The sequence below is a fragment of the Streptomyces sp. NPDC048018 genome, from assembly GCF_043202995.1.
Taxonomy (GTDB): domain Bacteria; phylum Actinomycetota; class Actinomycetes; order Streptomycetales; family Streptomycetaceae; genus Streptomyces.
In genome coordinates, this window is record NZ_JBIDBK010000002.1 from 138636 (window position 1) to 154608 (window position 15973).

At 72.7% G+C, this 15973-nt stretch carries 13 protein-coding genes; 3 read left to right on the plus strand and 10 right to left on the minus strand.

What is annotated here, in order from left to right; translation table 11 throughout:
- Positions 1-7 precede the first annotated feature (7 nt).
- The 7 genes from ACGF1Z_RS06500 to uvrC all read right to left on the minus strand — a co-directional run bounded on the left by ACGF1Z_RS06500 (position 8) and on the right by uvrC (position 10655).
- A complete protein-coding gene (locus ACGF1Z_RS06500; protein ID WP_393000630.1) occupies positions 8-1219 on the minus strand; it encodes a phosphoglycerate kinase in 1212 nt (403 codons plus the stop codon).
- Positions 1220-1327: 108 nt separating this feature from the next.
- Positions 1328-2335, minus strand: coding sequence for a type I glyceraldehyde-3-phosphate dehydrogenase (gap, locus tag ACGF1Z_RS06505; RefSeq protein WP_393000632.1), 1008 nt, complete (start codon positions 2333-2335; stop codon positions 1328-1330).
- 246 nt (positions 2336-2581) lie between these two features.
- Positions 2582-5536 carry a M14 family zinc carboxypeptidase gene (locus tag ACGF1Z_RS06510; RefSeq protein WP_393000634.1) on the minus strand — a complete coding sequence of 985 codons (2955 nt, stop codon included), beginning with the start codon at positions 5534-5536 and terminating at the stop codon, positions 2582-2584.
- A gap of 157 nt (positions 5537-5693) precedes the next feature.
- Complete coding sequence (whiA, locus tag ACGF1Z_RS06515; RefSeq protein WP_030205188.1) at positions 5694-6683, minus strand: DNA-binding protein WhiA; 990 nt, start codon at positions 6681-6683, stop codon at positions 5694-5696.
- Positions 6674-7819, minus strand: a complete 1146-nt coding sequence (gene yvcK / locus ACGF1Z_RS06520) for a uridine diphosphate-N-acetylglucosamine-binding protein YvcK (RefSeq protein WP_393002397.1) — start codon at positions 7817-7819, stop codon at positions 6674-6676. Before yvcK ends, whiA begins: the two co-directional genes overlap by 10 nt.
- Positions 7708-8673, minus strand: coding sequence for an RNase adapter RapZ (gene rapZ, locus ACGF1Z_RS06525; RefSeq protein WP_393000636.1), 966 nt, complete (start codon positions 8671-8673; stop codon positions 7708-7710). The genes yvcK and rapZ overlap by 112 nt, the downstream gene beginning before the upstream one ends.
- Positions 8670-10655, minus strand: coding sequence for an excinuclease ABC subunit UvrC (uvrC, locus tag ACGF1Z_RS06530; protein WP_393000638.1), 1986 nt, complete (start codon positions 10653-10655; stop codon positions 8670-8672). Before uvrC ends, rapZ begins: the two co-directional genes overlap by 4 nt.
- A 58-nt stretch (positions 10656-10713) precedes the next feature.
- Here uvrC and ACGF1Z_RS06535 point away from each other — a divergent pair, with 58 nt between their 5' ends.
- Entirely contained in the window at positions 10714-11472 is a 759-nt protein-coding gene (locus ACGF1Z_RS06535; RefSeq protein ID WP_393000640.1) for an SDR family NAD(P)-dependent oxidoreductase, read from the plus strand.
- 300 nt (positions 11473-11772) lie between these two features.
- Here the strand turns inward: ACGF1Z_RS06535 and ACGF1Z_RS06540 are convergent, their stop codons facing one another.
- Positions 11773-12582 carry a hypothetical protein gene (locus tag ACGF1Z_RS06540; protein WP_393002399.1) on the minus strand — a complete coding sequence of 270 codons (810 nt, stop codon included), beginning with the start codon at positions 12580-12582 and terminating at the stop codon, positions 11773-11775.
- Positions 12583-12587: 5 nt separating this feature from the next.
- On the minus strand, positions 12588-13193 hold the full coding sequence (locus ACGF1Z_RS06545; protein ID WP_393000642.1) for a papain-like cysteine protease family protein: 606 nt from the start codon (positions 13191-13193) through the stop codon (positions 12588-12590).
- Between the two features lie 234 nt (positions 13194-13427).
- Between ACGF1Z_RS06545 and ACGF1Z_RS06550 the strand changes: the two genes are divergently transcribed.
- The gene (locus tag ACGF1Z_RS06550; RefSeq protein WP_393000644.1) at positions 13428-14357 is read left to right on the plus strand and encodes a hypothetical protein; all 930 of its coding nucleotides are present in this window, start codon (positions 13428-13430) and stop codon (positions 14355-14357) included.
- 163 nt (positions 14358-14520) lie between these two features.
- On the opposite strand, the gene ACGF1Z_RS06555 is transcribed toward ACGF1Z_RS06550, so the two are convergent.
- Positions 14521-14946 carry a Rieske (2Fe-2S) protein gene (locus ACGF1Z_RS06555; protein ID WP_393000646.1) on the minus strand — a complete coding sequence of 142 codons (426 nt, stop codon included), beginning with the start codon at positions 14944-14946 and terminating at the stop codon, positions 14521-14523.
- A 127-nt stretch (positions 14947-15073) separates the two neighbouring features.
- Between ACGF1Z_RS06555 and ACGF1Z_RS06560 the strand changes: the two genes are divergently transcribed.
- A complete protein-coding gene (locus tag ACGF1Z_RS06560) occupies positions 15074-15967 on the plus strand; it encodes a carbohydrate kinase (RefSeq protein WP_393000648.1) in 894 nt (297 codons plus the stop codon).
- Positions 15968-15973: the final 6 nt, after the last annotated feature.

Genomic DNA, 15973 nt, shown 5'->3' on the forward strand with positions numbered 1-15973 from the left:
AAGGGGGTCAGTCCTCCAGTGCGACGAGGCCGGGGAGCTGCTTGCCCTCGAGGTATTCGAGGGAGGCGCCGCCGCCGGTCGAGATGTGGCCGAATGCATTCTCGTCGAAGCCCAGCAGGCGGACGGCGGCGGCCGAGTCGCCGCCGCCGACCACGGTGAAGGCCGACGAGTCGAGCAGGCCCTGGGCGACGGCCTGGGTGCCGTTCGCGTAGTCGGGGTGCTCGAAGACGCCCATCGGACCGTTCCAGAAGACGGTGCCCGCGTCGGCCAGCTTGGCCGCGTAGAGCTCACGGGTCTTCGGGCCGATGTCCAGGCCCTCCTCGGTGGCCGGGATGGCGTCCGCGGCGACCGTGGTGGGGTGGGCCGGAGCCTTGGTCTTCAGGTCGGGGAACTCGGGCGCGACCAGGACGTCGACCGGGAGCACGAACTCCACGCCGCGCTTCTCGGCGCGGGCCAGGTAGTCCAGGCAGGCCGGGATCTGGTCCGCCTGGAGCAGCGAGATGCCGACCTCGTGCCCCTTGGCCTTGAGGAAGGTGTAGGCCATGCCGCCGCCGACGAGGATGCGGTCGGCCTTCTCCAGCAGGTGGTCGATCACCCCGAGCTTGTCGGACACCTTGGCGCCGCCGAGGACGACGACGTAGGGGCGCTTGACGTCCTCGGTGAGCTTCTTCAGGACGCCGACCTCGGTGGCGATGAGGTAGCCGGCGGAGTGCGGCAGCCTGCCCGGGAGGTCGAAGACCGAGGCGTGCTTGCGGTGCACCGCACCGAAGCCGTCGCCGACGTAGAGGTCGGCGAGCCGGGCGAGCTGGTCCGCGAAGGCGCCGCGCTCGGCGTCGTCCTTGGACGTCTCGCCCGGGTTGAAGCGGAGGTTCTCGATGACGGCCACCTGGCCGTCGTCGAGGCCCGCGACGGTCGCTGTGGCCGACTCGCCGACGGTGTCGGTCGCGAACGCCACGTCGGCGCCCAGCAGTTCGCCGAGCCGCGCGGCGGCCGGGGCGAGCGAGAACGCCGGGTCCGGGGTGCCCTTGGGGCGGCCCAGGTGCGAGGCGACCACCACGCGGGCGCCCGCGTCGGCGAGCGCCTTGACGGTGGGGACGACGGCGCGGATGCGCCCGTCGTCGGTGATGGTCGTGCCGTCGAGGGGCACGTTGAGGTCGGCGCGGACGAACACCCGCTTGCCGGAGACGCCCTCGGCGAGCAGCTCGTCGATCGTCTTCATCTGTTCCTGACTCCTTGGTACACGCGATGGAGCACACGACACAGGGCCCGTACAGCGCGTCTTCGCGCTGCCCGAGCCCTGCTTCATATCGAAAGCCCGCCCTAGAGCTTAGAGCTGACCGCCGACGAAGACGGTGAGGTCGACGAGACGGTTGGAGTAACCCCACTCGTTGTCGTACCAGCCGAGGACCTTGACCGAGTTGCCCTCCTGGACCATCGTCAGCGACGAGTCGAAGGTGCAGGAGGCCGGGTCGCTCACGATGTCCGAGGAGACGATCTCGTCCTCGGTGTAGAACAGGATGCCCTTGAGCTCGCCGTCGGCGGCCTTCTTGAACGCGGCGTTGACCTCGTCCTTGGTGACCTCGCGGGAGAGCTCCACGACCAGGTCGGTGACCGAGCCGGTCGGGACCGGGACGCGCATGGCCATGCCGTCGAGCTTGCCCTTGAGCTGCGGGAGGACCAGCGCGGTGGCCTTGGCGGCACCCGTGGTGGTCGGGATGATGTTCTCCGCGGCGGCGCGGGCGCGGCGCAGGTCCTTGTGCGGGAAGTCCAGGATGCGCTGGTCGTTGGTGTACGCGTGGACCGTGGTCATGAGACCGCGGACGATGCCGAAGTTCTCGTCGAGGACCTTGGCCATCGGGGCGACACAGTTGGTGGTGCACGACGCGTTGGAGATGACGTGGTGGCTGGCCGCGTCGTACTTGTCCTGGTTGACGCCCATCACGATGGTGATGTCCTCGTCCTTGGCCGGAGCCGAGATGAGGACCTTCTTCGCGCCGCCGGCGAGGTGCTTGGCGGCGTCCTCGCGCTTGGTGAAGATGCCGGTGGACTCGATGACGATGTCCACGCCCAGCTCACCCCACGGGATGTCGGCCGGGTTGCGCTCGGAGAGCACCTTGATGGTGTGGCCGTCGACGGTGATCGTGTCGGCGGTGTGGGTCACCTCGGCCTTGAGGCGGCCCAGGATGGTGTCGTACTTCAGCAGGTGGGCCGTGGTCGCGGTGTCACCCAGGTCGTTTACGGCCACGACCTCGATGTCGGCACCCTGCTCAAGGAGCGCGCGGAAGTAGTTGCGACCGATACGGCCAAAGCCGTTGATGCCTACGCGGATCGTCACGAACCGATCTCCTCGTTAGGTACGCCGGGTTTCGACGCCCGGCGAGCTTCTTTTTGGGATGTCCCCGACCGCTTACGACCCTACCTCTCCAGATGGCTACGCGTGACATCTGGTGCGGTCGTACACGCCCGGAAAGTGCTGGAAAAAGGCCTACAGCCCTTGCCTACCAACGGGTACGGACCCTCCGCGCACCCCGGTTTCCGCTACGGAGAGTGACATTTTCCGGTGCTCGCCTGAGCGCCCGATTCAGCGTCGGAGCGAAGTAAGAGCCCTTCCGAGAAGATTCGCCCGATCCGCCGCATTCGGGACGTGCTCGAGCCCGAAGCCGATGAGGACGGTGTCACGGGTGGTGACCGCTGCCCGCGAGTGGAAGAGGGCCGCGGAACTCTTCCAGTCATTCGTGTTCCCGGGACTGCCGGCCGGCGCCCCGGGTACGGACCAATCGCCCATTCCGCTCTCGAAGCCCTCGGTGTCGCTCACCGACCCGGCCGTGAGACGGAGCTCGTCGAGGAAGACGCCCGTCTCCCCGGTGCCCGGATCGGAGACGTAGGAGACCGCGAGCTCGACCTTCCGGCCGGCGTAGGCGCTCAGGTCGACGCTCGCCTGACGCCATCCGTTGGAGGCTCCGGTGAAGGCGTGCCAGGCGCCGGTGGTGCCGGTGGCGGTGCAGCCGTCCGCGCCGACGGTCAGGTAGTGGGCCAGGAAGGGGTGCTCCCGGACGTAGTAGCCCTCCCCGCAGTCGGCGGGCGGCTCCGCGGAGGTGCCGCCGTTGGCGTCGGGCAGGGTGGTCCAGTCGTCCTGGCCGACCGTGTGGGCCTCGACGACCAGGTTGTCGTAGCCCGGCTCGGTGTCGTAGCTGACCTGGAAGGTCAGACTCGGTTTCGAGGCGGCGGCGACGCCGGTCAGGTCGACGGTCCGGCTCAGCCGGCCCCAGGTGCCGTCCGCGTGCCGCAGCGCGGCGAAGCGGCTGCCCGCGTAGGGCTCGAAGGGGGTGCGGACGCCCGGGTAGTCGCCCGCCGGCGCGCTGCTCGCGAACTGCGGGAAGCGGTCGGGCCTCAGGATGTCGGAGGTGACGGTGTACGCGCCGGCGTTGTCGAGCGGGTTGTCCGCCGCGGCGGCGAGGGGCGTGCCGGTGGTGCCGAGGCGGCCGGCTCCGGCGAAGGAGGCCGGACCGTCGAGGCCCGCCCGCTGGTACGCGCCGAGGTAGTACTGGGCGAAGTCGTTGGACTGCGCACGGCCGACCTGGGCGAAGCCGCCGGACTTCTCGCCCATGTCGATCAGCTTGCCGCCCTCGTTGAGATAGGCCCGGACGGCCTGGAGAGCGGCCCCCGAGGGCTGCTCGGCGCCGGAGTACCAGACGACGGTACGGAAGTGGCCCAGCACGGCCAGGGCGTGCGGGGCACCCTGGGTGGCGACGTCCCAGACGGCGGCTCGGCGCCCGTTCGCGGCGAGCGCCCGCACATAGGCGCCGGCGTGCCGGGCGGCGGTGGTGCCGCCCTCGTCGGCGAGGACGAGGACGTCGGCGCGGGGACGCTCGGCCACGGTGTACGTGAACGGGGTCGACGCGGTCGCCCCGCCCTCGCGGGTGCGGGCGGTGTACCAGACCTCGACCGTGTCGCCGGTCCTCGCGCCCTCGACCGTCGCGCGGTACTCGTCGAAGTAGAGGTTGTCCCCGCCGCCGTAGGTCTCGCCGCCCTTCCAGGGCTCCAGACCCTCGCGCCGGGTGGGGCCGCCGTTGATCCGGTAGTTCAGGGTCTTGCCGCGCAGCGACCTGCGGGCGGTGACGGACACCTCCTGGCCGGCCCCCCGGGCGTAGGAGGTGGCGAAGGCGTCCGGGGTGAAGTCCGGCGCCTCGATGCCGACCGGGGAGACCGGACGGTCGGGGTGCGCGGCGGTCTCGGCGACGGCGAGCGCGAAGGGGATGTTCTTCGCGAACTCGGCCTGGATCAGCTTCTCGTCGTCGGGGAAGGTGAAGACGGACGCGCAGTCGGCCGGATCCCAGGCGTCGTCCGGGTCGACCCGGGAGGCGGTGGCGCAGGTCGACATCTCCGGGGTGAACATCTGCGTCCTGTTGACGTTCGCGGCGTGTCCGTCGGCCTCCCCGTTGGTGATGTAGAGCTCGGAGGAGACCTGCGACCGGTAGCCGGGCACCGCGGGCTTCTGCGGGGTGCCGGCGAGCGCCCTGAGGGCCACGTCGTCGGGAGTGTCGGTGGCGACCTGCCAGCCGACCCCGTAGAGCAGCAGCTGGGCGGCGGAGTGGTAGTTGACCGCGTAGCGGAAGCCGATGCGCTTCTGGAAGGCGTCCAGGGCCCGGGTCTCGGGCTCGGACATGGGGCCGCTGCCGCGGAAGGTCTCGTCGGCCGGGTCGGGCGACGAGCCCTCGTCGTCGTAGCCCCACTTGTAGGCGAAGTTGCGGTTGAGGTCGACGCCGTCGCCGGACTCGATCCGCCCGTCGCCGTCGTTGTCACGCAGGTTCTTGCGCCACTGGCGGTGGGCGGGGTCGGCGTGGGTGAAGTCGTAGCCGTCGGGGTTGGCGGAGAGCACGAACCACAGTTCGGTGGTGTCGACGATCCGCGTGATCCGCGGGTCCCTGCCGTACTCGTCCAGATAGTGGTGCATCAGCCGGCGGGTCATCTCGGGGGTGATCCACTCGCGGGCGTGCTGGTTGGACAGGTACAGGGTGGCCGGTCTGCTGCCGTCCCGGGACCTGCGGGCGTCCTTGCCGACCTTCAGGGCCAGGATGTCCTGCCCCTTGACCGTCCTGCCGATGGAGACGACCTTGGTGAGCCCCGGGTGGGTCCGGGCCGTGTCCAGGATCTCCTCCTTGAGGCCGCCCTTGCCGCCGTACGGGCGGAAGACGCCGTCGCCGGCGCTCGCGACCCGCTTCCCGGCCTGTGCGGTCAGGGTGTGCTCCGTGAGCGCGACGCCCTGCCGGCGCAGCTGCCCGGCCTGCCTCCCGGTGAGATAGAGCTCGACGGTCGCGGCGCCCCTGGCGGGCACCTGCTCGGTCAGCTCGTGGGCGTCGGTGCCCGCGTCGAGCAGCAGCGGCACCTGCTCCCTGGTGACCGTCGCCCGCCAGACGGAGAGCTGCTCGGCGTCCCCGCCGTCGCCCCCGGTCCGCGCCCCGGCGCCGGGCGCCGTCGCCAGACCCGCGATCAGCAGTGATGCCACGGCGAGGATCGATCTCGCGGTGCGCCTCATCAGCCCCCCTTGCTGTCGTCTGCCACGAATGTGAACGGACGCCAGATTCGTGGCGGCTCATACCCCTGTCAAGGGTGCCTCCGGCGCGTCGGCCGAAGCCCGCCCAACGAAACTGCCGGTACCTCAGAAAGGCACCGGCAGTGGGGAGTTGGCGTTCTCAGCCGACGAGGCTGTCGTCCAGCTCCTCCGTCAGGTTGGACTCCGTCCCGGGAATGCCCAGGTCCTGGGCCCGCTTGTCCGCCATCGCGAGCAGGCGGCGGATCCGGCCGGCCACGGCGTCCTTGGTCAGCGGCGGGTCGGCGAGCGCGCCCAGCTCCTCCAGGGAGGCCTGCTTGTGCTCCATGCGCAGCCGGCCCGCGGCGGCGAGGTGCTCGGGCACCTCCTCGCCGAGGATCTCCAGGGCGCGCTGCACCCGGGCGCCCGCGGCGACCGCGGCCCGGGCCGAGCGGCGCAGGTTGGCGTCGTCGAAGTTGGCCAGGCGGTTGGCGGTGGCGCGGACCTCGCGCCGCATCCGCCGCTCCTCCCACGCCAGCACCGACTCGTGCGCGCCGAGCCGGGTGAGCAGGGCGCCGATGGCGTCGCCGTCCCGGACCACGACCCGGTCCACCCCGCGGACCTCGCGGGCCTTGGCCGCGATCGACAGCCGGCGCGCGGCGCCGACGAGGGCGAGCGCGGCCTCGGGGCCCGGGCAGGTGACCTCCAGGGAGGAGGAGCGGCCCGGCTCGGTCAGCGAGCCGTGCGCCAGGAAGGCCCCGCGCCAGGCGGCCTCCGCGTCACAGGTGGCCCCGGAGACCACCTGCGGGGGCAGGCCCCGGATGGGGCGTCCCCGGCCGTCCACGAGGCCCGTCTGGCGGGCCAGCTGGTCGCCGCCGGCGACCACGCGCACCACGAAGCGCGAGCCGCGGCGCAGCCCGCCGGGGGCCATCACGATCAGCTCGGAGCTGTGCCCGAAGATCTCGAGGATGTCCCGCTTGAGTCTGCGGGCCGCCATCGCGGTGTCCAGCTCCGCCTCGATCACGATCCGGCCGCTCACCAGGTGCAGCCCGCCGGCGAACCGCAGGATCGACGAGACCTCTGCCTTCCTGCAGCAGGTCCGGGTGACGGGGAGCCGGGAGATCTCGTCCTTCACCGCTGCCGTCATCGCCATGGGCCGATCCTTCCATGCATCCGAAAAATACGGTCGTACGCGGCGGCCAACAGCTCCGGATCGTGCTTCGGAGCACCGTCGGGTCTGGCGACCGGCGCCAGCTCGACCTCGGCGCCGAGCCGCTTGGCGGCATCGGTGAGAGGTTCCCTGGCAGACACGTCGCGCACGGCGGCCTCGTCGGCCAGCACCACGTCCAGGGCGAGTTTAGGGGCGTGTCGTGCCAAAACCTCCAAATGACGCTGCGGGGAGAAGCCCTCTGTTTCTCCGGGCTGCGGCGCGAGGTTCAGCGAGAGCACCCGACGGGCCTTCGTCTCCACGAGGGCGTCGAGCAGCTCGGGCACCAGGAGGTGCGGGATCACCGAGGAGAACCAGGACCCGGGACCGAGCACGACCCAGTCCGCGTCCAGGACCGCGGCCACGGCCTCGGGCACGGCCGGCGGGTCGTGCGGCACCAGGTGCACGGACTGCACCTCGCCGGGGGTGAGGGCCACCGTGGCCTGGCCGCGGACGGTGTCCACGTCGTGCGGCCGCGCCGGGTCGTGGCCCTTGACCAGGGCCTGGAGCTCCAGCGGCACGGCGGACATGGGCAGCACCCGGCCGTGCGCGCCGAGCAGCTTGCCGACCAGGTCGAGGGCCTGCACGGGGTCGCCGCCCAGTTGCTCCCAGAGGGCGACGATCAGCAGATTGCCCACGGCGTGGCCGTGCATCTCGCCCTTGGACTGGAAGCGGTGCTGGATGACCCGGGCCCAGGTCTGGCCCCAGTCGTCGTCGCCGCACAGCGCGGCGAGCGCCTTGCGGAGGTCTCCCGGCGGCAGCACGCCCAGCTCCTCACGGAGCCGGCCGCTGGAGCCCCCGTCGTCGGCGACGGTGACCACGGCGGTCAGGTCGCCGGTGATGCGGCGCAGGGCGGCGAGGGAGGCCGACAGGCCCATGCCGCCGCCGAGCGCGACGACCTTGGGCTGGGCGCCGCGCCTGCGGAGCGTACGCCGCACCGAGAGGGTGGACGTACGCCGGCGGTACGGTTTCACTCGCGCCCCATGTCCCGGTGCACGACGACGGTCTCGACGCCCTCCGAGGCCAGGCGGGCGGCCAGCTTCTCGGCGGTGGCGACGGAGCGGTGCTTGCCGCCCGTGCAGCCGACGGCGATCGTCACGTAGCGCTTGCCCTCGCGGCGGTAGCCGGCGGCGATCAGCTGGAGCAGCTCGGTGTAGCGGTCCAGGAACTCCTTGGCCCCGGGCTGGTTGTAGACGTAGTTGGCGACCTCGTCGTTCAGGCCGGTGAAGGGGCGCAGCTCGGGGACCCAGTGCGGGTTCGGCAGGAAGCGCATGTCGACGACGAGGTCGGCGTCGACCGGCAGCCCGTACTTGAAGCCGAAGGACATCACGGTGGCCCGCAGCTCGGGCTCCTCGTCGCCGGCGAACTGGGCGTCCATCTTGGCGCGCAGCTCGTGCACGTTGAGGCTGGAGGTGTCGATCACCAGGTCGGCGTCGCCGCGCAGCTCGCGCAGCAGGTCCCGCTCGGCGGCGATGCCGTCGACGATACGGCCGTCGCCCTGGAGCGGGTGCGGCCTGCGGACCGACTCGAAGCGCCGGACCAGGGCCTCGTCGGAGGACTCCAGGAACACGATGCGGCGGGTGACCTGCTTGGCGTCGAGATCGGCCAGGGATTCGCGCAGATTGTCGAAGAACTGCCGGCCGCGGACGTCGACGACGACCGCGATCCGGGCCACGTTGCCCTGGGATCGGGCGCCCAGCTCGACCATGGTGGGGATCAGCGCGGGCGGCAGGTTGTCCACGACGAACCAGCCGAGGTCCTCCAGGCACTTCGCCGCGGTGGACCGCCCGGCCCCGGACATGCCGGAGATGATCACCAGCTCGGGGATGGCCGCGTCGGCGTTGTTCTCGCCGTCGGGCTCCGTCGTGCCCGTACTCATGTCTGGTGCTCCGCCTTCGTACTCGTTCTCTTGTTCGTGCGCGTCGTGCGTGGTCATGCGGTGCTGCCCCCGTCGTCTTCCATGATCTCTCCTGTTGCCGTGTTCACGGCGGGCGCGGCCGGGGCCGCCTGCGCGAGGGCCACCGCCACGGCCTCGGCCGTCTTGCGGCCCATGCCGGGGACCTCGCAGATCTGCTCGATTGTCGCCTGCCGGAGCCGTTTGACCGAGCCGAAATGCTTGATGAGCGCCTGTTTGCGCGTCTCCCCCAGGCCATGGACGGCGTCCAGGGGGCTGCTGCGGATGCGCTTGGTGCGCTTGGACCGCTGGTAGCGGATGGCGAAGTCGTGAGCCGTGTCACGTACCCGCTGAAGGAGGTACAGGCCCTCGCTGGAGCGCGGCAGCACGACCGGGTCGTCGTCGCCGGGCAGCCAGACCTCCTCCAGGCGCTTGGCAAGGCCGCAGACGGCGATGTCGTCGATGCCGAGCTCGTCCAGGGCGCGGCGGGCCGCGGCGACCTGGGGCTGCCCGCCGTCGACGACGATGAGCTGCGGCGGGTAGGCGAAGCGCCTGGGCCGCCCGTCCTCGTCGCGCCCGCCGGTCTCGGCGGGCACCTCCCCGTCCCCCCACTCGCCGGTCTTCTCCTTCTCGGCGAGATAGCGCTTGAAGCGGCGGCTGATCACCTCGTGCATGGACCGGACGTCGTCCTGGCCCTCGAAGCCCTTGATCTGGAAGCGGCGGTACTCGCTCTTCCGCGGCAGCCCGTCCTCGAAGACGATCATGGAGGCCACGACGTCCTCGCCCTGCAGGTGCGAGATGTCGAAGCACTCGATCCTCAGCGGCGCCGAGTCCAGGTCGAGGGCCTCGGCGATCTCCTCCAGGGCCCGGGAGCGGGTGGTGAGGTCGCTGGCCCGCTTGGTCTTGTGCAGCACCAGGGACTGCTGGGCGTTCCGGGCGACCGTCTCCATGAGGGCCTTCTTGTCGCCGCGCTGCGGGATGCGCAGGGACACGTTCGACCCGCGGCGCCCGGACAGCCAGGCGGTGACCGCCTCGGTGTCCTCCGGCAGCGCGGGGACGAGCACCTCCTTGGGGACGGCGTCGCCGCTCTCCTCGCCGTACAGCTGCTGGAGGGCGTGCTCGACGAGCCCGGCGGTGTCGACGGCCTCGACCTTGTCGGTGACCCAGCCGCGCTGGCCGCGGACCCGGCCGCCGCGCACGTGGAAGATCTGCACGGCGGCCTCCAGCTCGTCCTCGGCGAGCGCGATCAGATCGGCGTCGGTGGCGTCGGCGAGCACCACCGCGCTCTTCTCCATGGCCTTGCGCAGGGCTTCTATGTCGTCGCGCAGCCGGCCGGCCTTCTCGTACTCCAGGTCCTCGGCCGCGATCATCATCTGCTTCTCCAGGCGGCGCAGATAGGTGCCGGTGCGGCCGGCCATGAAGTCGCAGAAGTCCTCGGCCAGTTCGCGGTGCTCCTGCGCGTCGACCCGGCCGACGCAGGGCGCGGAGCACTTCCCGATGTAGCCGAGCAGGCAGGGCCGCCCGGCCGACGCGGCGTTGCGGAAGACCCCCGCGGAACACGTGCGCACCGGGAACACCCGGAGCATCAGGTCGACGGTCTCGCGGATGGCCCACGCGTGCGTGTACGGCCCGAAATAGCGCACGCCCTTCTTCTTGTGCCCCCGCATGACCTGGACCCGCGGGAACTCCTCGTCGAGGGTGACGGCGAGATACGGGTAGCTCTTGTCGTCCCGGTACTTCACGTTGAACCGGGGGTCGAACTCCTTGATCCAGGAGTACTCCAGCTGCAGCGCCTCGACCTCGGTCGCCACGACGGTCCACTCCACGGAGGCCGCCGTGGTCACCATCGTCGCCGTACGCGGGTGCAGGCTCGCGAGCGGCTGGAAGTAGTTCGCCAGGCGCTGGCGCAGGGACTTCGCCTTCCCGACGTAGATCACCCGGCGGTGCTCGTCGCGGAACTTGTAGACCCCCGGCGAGTCGGGGATCTGTCCCGGCCTGGGGCGGTAGCTGGAGGGGTCGGCCATGGCTCCCACCCTACTGGCGGGGACCGACACTCAGGCCGCGTGCGCTCGTTGGCCGGACATGACGAACCAGGGTTCTTCAGGACGGCTCGCCGGACAGGTGTGCGTGGTGACGGGCGCGGCGGACGGCATCGGCCGGGCGACGGCGCTGCGCTTCGCCGCGGAGGGCGCGCGGGTGGTGGCGGCGGACGTGAACGCGGAGCGGCTGGGCACGCTCGGCGACGGGGTGGTGACGGTGGTGGGCGACGTCTCGGTCGACGCGGACGCCCGCCGCATGATCACCACCGCGGTGGAGCGCTTCGGACGCATCGACGTCCTCGTGGCGAACGCCGGTGTGATCCCGCTGCTCGACATCACCGAGGCGAGCGCCGCCGACTTCGACGAGGTGATGGCGGTCGACGGCCGGGGCACGTTCCTCACCTGCAAGTACGCGATCGAGGCGATGCGGGGTGCGGGCGGCGGGGCGATCGTGTGCACCTCGTCCGTCTCGGGCGTCGCGGGCCAGGCCCGGCAGGCGGTCTACGGCCCGGCCAAGTTCGTGGCGACGGGCCTGACGAAGCACCTGGCGGTGGAGTGGGCGGCGCACGGCATCCGCGTCAACGCGGTCGCCCCGGGCACGATCGAGACGGAACGCGTGGCCGCCGTCCGCGACGAGCCGGGCGGCCCGGAGTACCTCGACACGGTCGCCAGGGCCCACCCGATGGCCCGCTTCGGCCGCCCCGAGGAGGTCGCCGCGGCCATCCTCTTCCTCGCCTCCCCCGAGGCCTCCTTCGTCACCGGCGCGATCCTCCCGGTGGACGGCGGCTACCTGGCCCAGTAGCGACCCCTGCCCGCCCCCCGGGGCGGCCCGTACGGCGGGGGCACGCACGGCGGCCGTGCGGGCTTCGCGCCTCACTCCGTGGGGCCGACCGTCCTGCCGGGGCGGCACGGACGGGCCCGCGGGACCGCGTCCGAGCGGCGCGTTCCGCCCGCTGCGCCTCCCCGTACCACCACGGCGCCGGCCCTCCCGGCCCGGGTCGGAGCGGTAGGTGCGCGGGCGCGGCGAGGCCCGGCGTTCCGCTGAGCCCGTCGGCCCCGCCCGGGGATCCCCCGGGCGGGGCCGACGGGCCGCGGGCCGGCGCTACCGGGTGCGGCGGCGGACGGCCGCGCCGCCGGCGAGGGCCAGGGCCAGCAGCGCACCCGCACCGCCCGCCGCCGCGGCGGTCACGGCGGGCTCGTCGTGCGCGGACGCGGCCGGGGCGGCCACGGGGGCGTGGGCCCCGGTGTCGTACCCCCCGGCCGCACCCCGGCGGGCGTACGCGGAACCGGGCAGCTTGTCCCCGTACGCCTTCGTCACACGCACCCGATAGGCGTCCAGCGACGTCCCGTTCCGCCCCACCGCCCGCACCGCGTCCTCGTCCAGCGGCAGCACCTTCGCGCCCTTCTGGACGTACCACGCGTCGATCTGCGGCTCCCGGAAGACGGTCCCGCCCGGCAGCAGCCGCAGCCCCTGCGCCGTGTAGCGGACCTCGTCGTCGCCGGTGGCGATGTTGACCACCTGCCAGCCGCCGCCCGGACCGCGCACGGACCACAGCGAGGCAGTCCGGCCGTCCGCGGCGACCGCCTTGCTGGCGTGGAACTCGACGCGGGCCACCGGCGCGCCCGGCTTCCCGGCCACGAAGTCGGGCGACAGGAGCCGTACGGGCACCGACGCTCCCTCGATGCGGGGCGAAGCCGCCGCACGGGCGGAGGCGGCGTCGTCCCGGGCGAAGAAACGGGCGACGGTGTCCAGCGTGCGCGGCGCGGCGGCCGCCTTCTCGGGCGTCGGTGCGACCGGAAGCGCCCCGCCGGCACCGGGGCCGCCGGTCGCGTGGGCCGGCACCGCCCCCAGGGCGACGAGGGCGGCGGCGGCCAGCAGACCGGCCCCCAGGGCACGGGTACGAAGGTCCATCGTCGTCACGCCCCGATCCGGTAGAGCGAGTGGGTCCAGGAGAAGGTGCTGTTGTTCACGTACCAGGCGTGGGAGGCCCAGTTGTAGCGGTCGCTGGAGGGCCAGGGATCGCCCCAGTAGACCCAGCTGTCGGCGTCGTCGTAGCCGTACACGACGTGCATGTGCCCGCCACCGCCGGACCACTGGATCCGGGTCTCCACGGGGCGCCCGGCGTTGATCTCGGTCTGCACGGTCGAGTACCGCAGCCAGCCGGTCACGTACGAACCGGGTCTGATGCCCGCCCAGCTGAGCCCGTTCTGGACGTTGCCCAGGTCGGCCTGCCAGTTGGGGCAGTCGTAGCCCTGCTGACGGCCGAAGGCGGCGTTGCAGAACTGGTTCTGGCTGTAGTTCCGGCCGTACCAGGTGGCGATGGTGTTGCCGCTCGCGGCCCAGCACCAGTTGGTCTTCTGCTGGGCCTGCATGGTGATGTTCAGGCGCTTGGAGGCGAGAGCGGACACGCCGTCCGCGGCGCCGTCCGGACCGGCCGTCGGCGCGGCGGACGCCGAGGGGGCGGGGACGGCGAAGAGGGCGGCTGCCGCGGCGAGTGCCGCGAGGGTCTTTCTGGTGCGCATCGCGTTCCTCCCGGTGTGGGGATGTGGGGAGTCGGAGGAGAGGAGCGCGTCCGGACGCTGGTCTGGAGCATCGGGCGTTGTCCGGATCGGGTCAACACGCTTCAATGCGGGGTGACGACGAGCTGTGAACGGTGGGGGCGGGGTGTGAACGGCCGTCGCCGGTCCACCTGCCCGACCGCCGGGGCGCCCCGACGCGCCGCCTCCCCCACCGTGAACGTTCACTGAGGAGACCTCGTGGGCCACACCGAGGCCGATCTGGTGCAGCTGCTGCACACCGGTCCCTTCCATCTGGCGCTGCGCACCGCGCTCGCCGTGCGCGGGCTGCCGCTGCAGCGGGTCCAGCACCATCTGGCGCACCGGGGCGTGAAGGTCGGTGTGACGTCCCTGAGCTACTGGCAGCAGGGGGCCCGCCGGCCGCAGCGGCCGGAGTCGATGAAGGCGGTGCGGGCCCTGGAGGAGGTGCTGCAGCTGCCGGGCAACTCGCTGATCCGGCTGCTCGCCGAGGACGCCGCGGTCCGCGCGGAGGTGGAGCGCCCGGCGGCCCGCTCGTACCGCTCGCTGGTCGAGGCCTCGGGGGTCGTGGAGGAGCTGCTGGCCGAGCTGGAGTCCCCGACCGACGGCGGGCTGCACACGGTGGGGCACCAGGAGCGGGTGCGGATCGGGGCGGGCCGGGAGCTGCTCGGGCGGGACTCGCAGCAGGTGGTGCGGGCACACCGGGACGGGATCGACCGCTATCTGGCGATCCACCGGGGCGATCCGGGCTGCGATCCGGACCGGGTGGAGGTGCGGGCGGCGGAGAACTGCCGGGTGGGGCGGGTCCGCCGGCACGCGGGGACCGGGGTGCTGGTCGCCGAGCTGCTCTTCGACGCCCGGCTGCGGGCCGGGGACACCTACGTCTTCTCGTACGGCTTTGAGGACGGCACGGGCGGACCGAGCCGGGAGTACGTGCGCGGCTTCAGCTTCGCGGGCGGGCAGTACGTGCTGCAGGTCCGCTTCGACGAGGCCGCCCTTCCGGTGCGGTGCCGCCGTTTCGCCCAGGCGTCCACGGGGGCACCGCGCGGCGGGCGGTCCGAGCTGACCCTGACCGGCCGGCACCGGGCGGTGCACCTGGTGGAGCAGGGGGTGCGCCCGGGCATCCTGGGCATCGACTGGGACTGGGCCTGAGGCGGCCGCCGGGCCGGGTGCACGGCCCCGTGAGATCGAGGACGCGGCTGGTGCGTGCAGCCGCAAGGCGCCGTGCAGGGAGCCATGCCGTGGCGACCGACGGCGACGCGGCAGACGCGCGTGCCGGACACCACCGATCCCGGCCTGGTCCGGAGGACGGGCCTCAGGCCTTCGGGCCCGCGATCAGCCGGCCGTTCTCGACCCGCACCGGGACCTCGGGCAGCGGCACGGTCGCCGGGCCCTGGACGGCCCGGCCGGTGGTGACGTCGAAGCGGCTGCCGTGGCAGGGGCAGTGGCCCTCGTCCTTCTCGATCTTGTCGAGGAGGCAGCCGGCGTGGGTGCACTGGGCGCTGAAGGCCTTGTACCGGCCCTCGGCGGGGCAGTGCACGAGGACCCGCTGCTCGCGGTAGAGCTTGGCGCCGCCGACGGGGACCTCGTCGGCCGCGCCGAGGGTCACCGGGGCGGTCGGCGTGGGGTTCTCGGCGTGACCCAGCTTGGAGTCGGTGGAGCAGGCGGCGACACCCAGCCCGGCGGCCCCGGCGAGGGCGGCGCCTTTCAGTACGGTGCGGCGAGGGGTCTGGCCGGACATGAGTGCTCCATCGGTCGGGTCGGGGACAAGACGTCGTGAGTGGGGACCGAACCGACGATACCGGCGGCCCCGCGGGCACCTGCGGCGGGGCCTGTCCCGACGGGTCGGCATGGGTTACGTTCCGTACGTGATCGTCGTCGCAGGTGAGTCCCTGATCGACCTGGTCCCCGACGGGGCGCCGGGCCCTCTCGCCCCGCTGCTGCCCCGCCCGGGCGGCGGCCCGTACAACACGGCGGTGGCCCTCGGGCGGATCGGCGCGGACGTGGCCTTCTGCTCCCGGGTCTCGACGGACGCCTTCGGGGAGGCGCTGGTGGCCGGGCTGCGGGCGGCGGGGGTCGGGACCGGTCTCGTCCAGCGCGGACCGGAGCCGACGACGCTGGCGGTGGCCTCGGTGGGCCCGGACGGCTCCGCGCGCTACGGCTTCTACGTGGAGGGCACGGCGGACCGGCTCTTCACGGTCCCCGAGCGGCTGCCGGAGGGGGTGCGGGCGGTGGCGTTCGGAACCTGCTCCCTGGCTCTGGAGCCGGGCGCGAGCGCGTACGAGGCCCTGCTGCGGCGCTCCTCGCGGGAGGGCGCCTTCACCCTGCTGGACCCGAACATCCGGCCGGGGCTCATCCCGGACCCGGTGGCGTACCGGGAGCGGTTCGCGGGCTGGCTGCCTGATGTCTCGCTCCTGAAGCTCTCCGAGGAGGACGCGGCCTGGCTGGGCGGCGGCCCGGAGGAGTGGCTGGCTGCGGGCCCGGCCGCGGTGGTGCTGACCCGGGGCGCCGGGGGCCTGACGGTCTTCACCCCCGGGTACGAGGTGTCGGTGCCGGGCGTGCGGGTGCGGGTGGCGGACACGATCGGCGCGGGCGACACGGTGAACGCGGCCCTGCTGCACGCGCTCGCCGGCCGGGAGCCGGCCGCGCTGTCCCGGGCGGACTGGCGGGAGCTGCTGTCCTTCGCGGCGCGGGCGGCGGCGGTCACCTGTACGCGGGCGGGCGCGGAGCCTCCGTACGCGCACGAGCTGGGCGACGCCTGAGGGGGG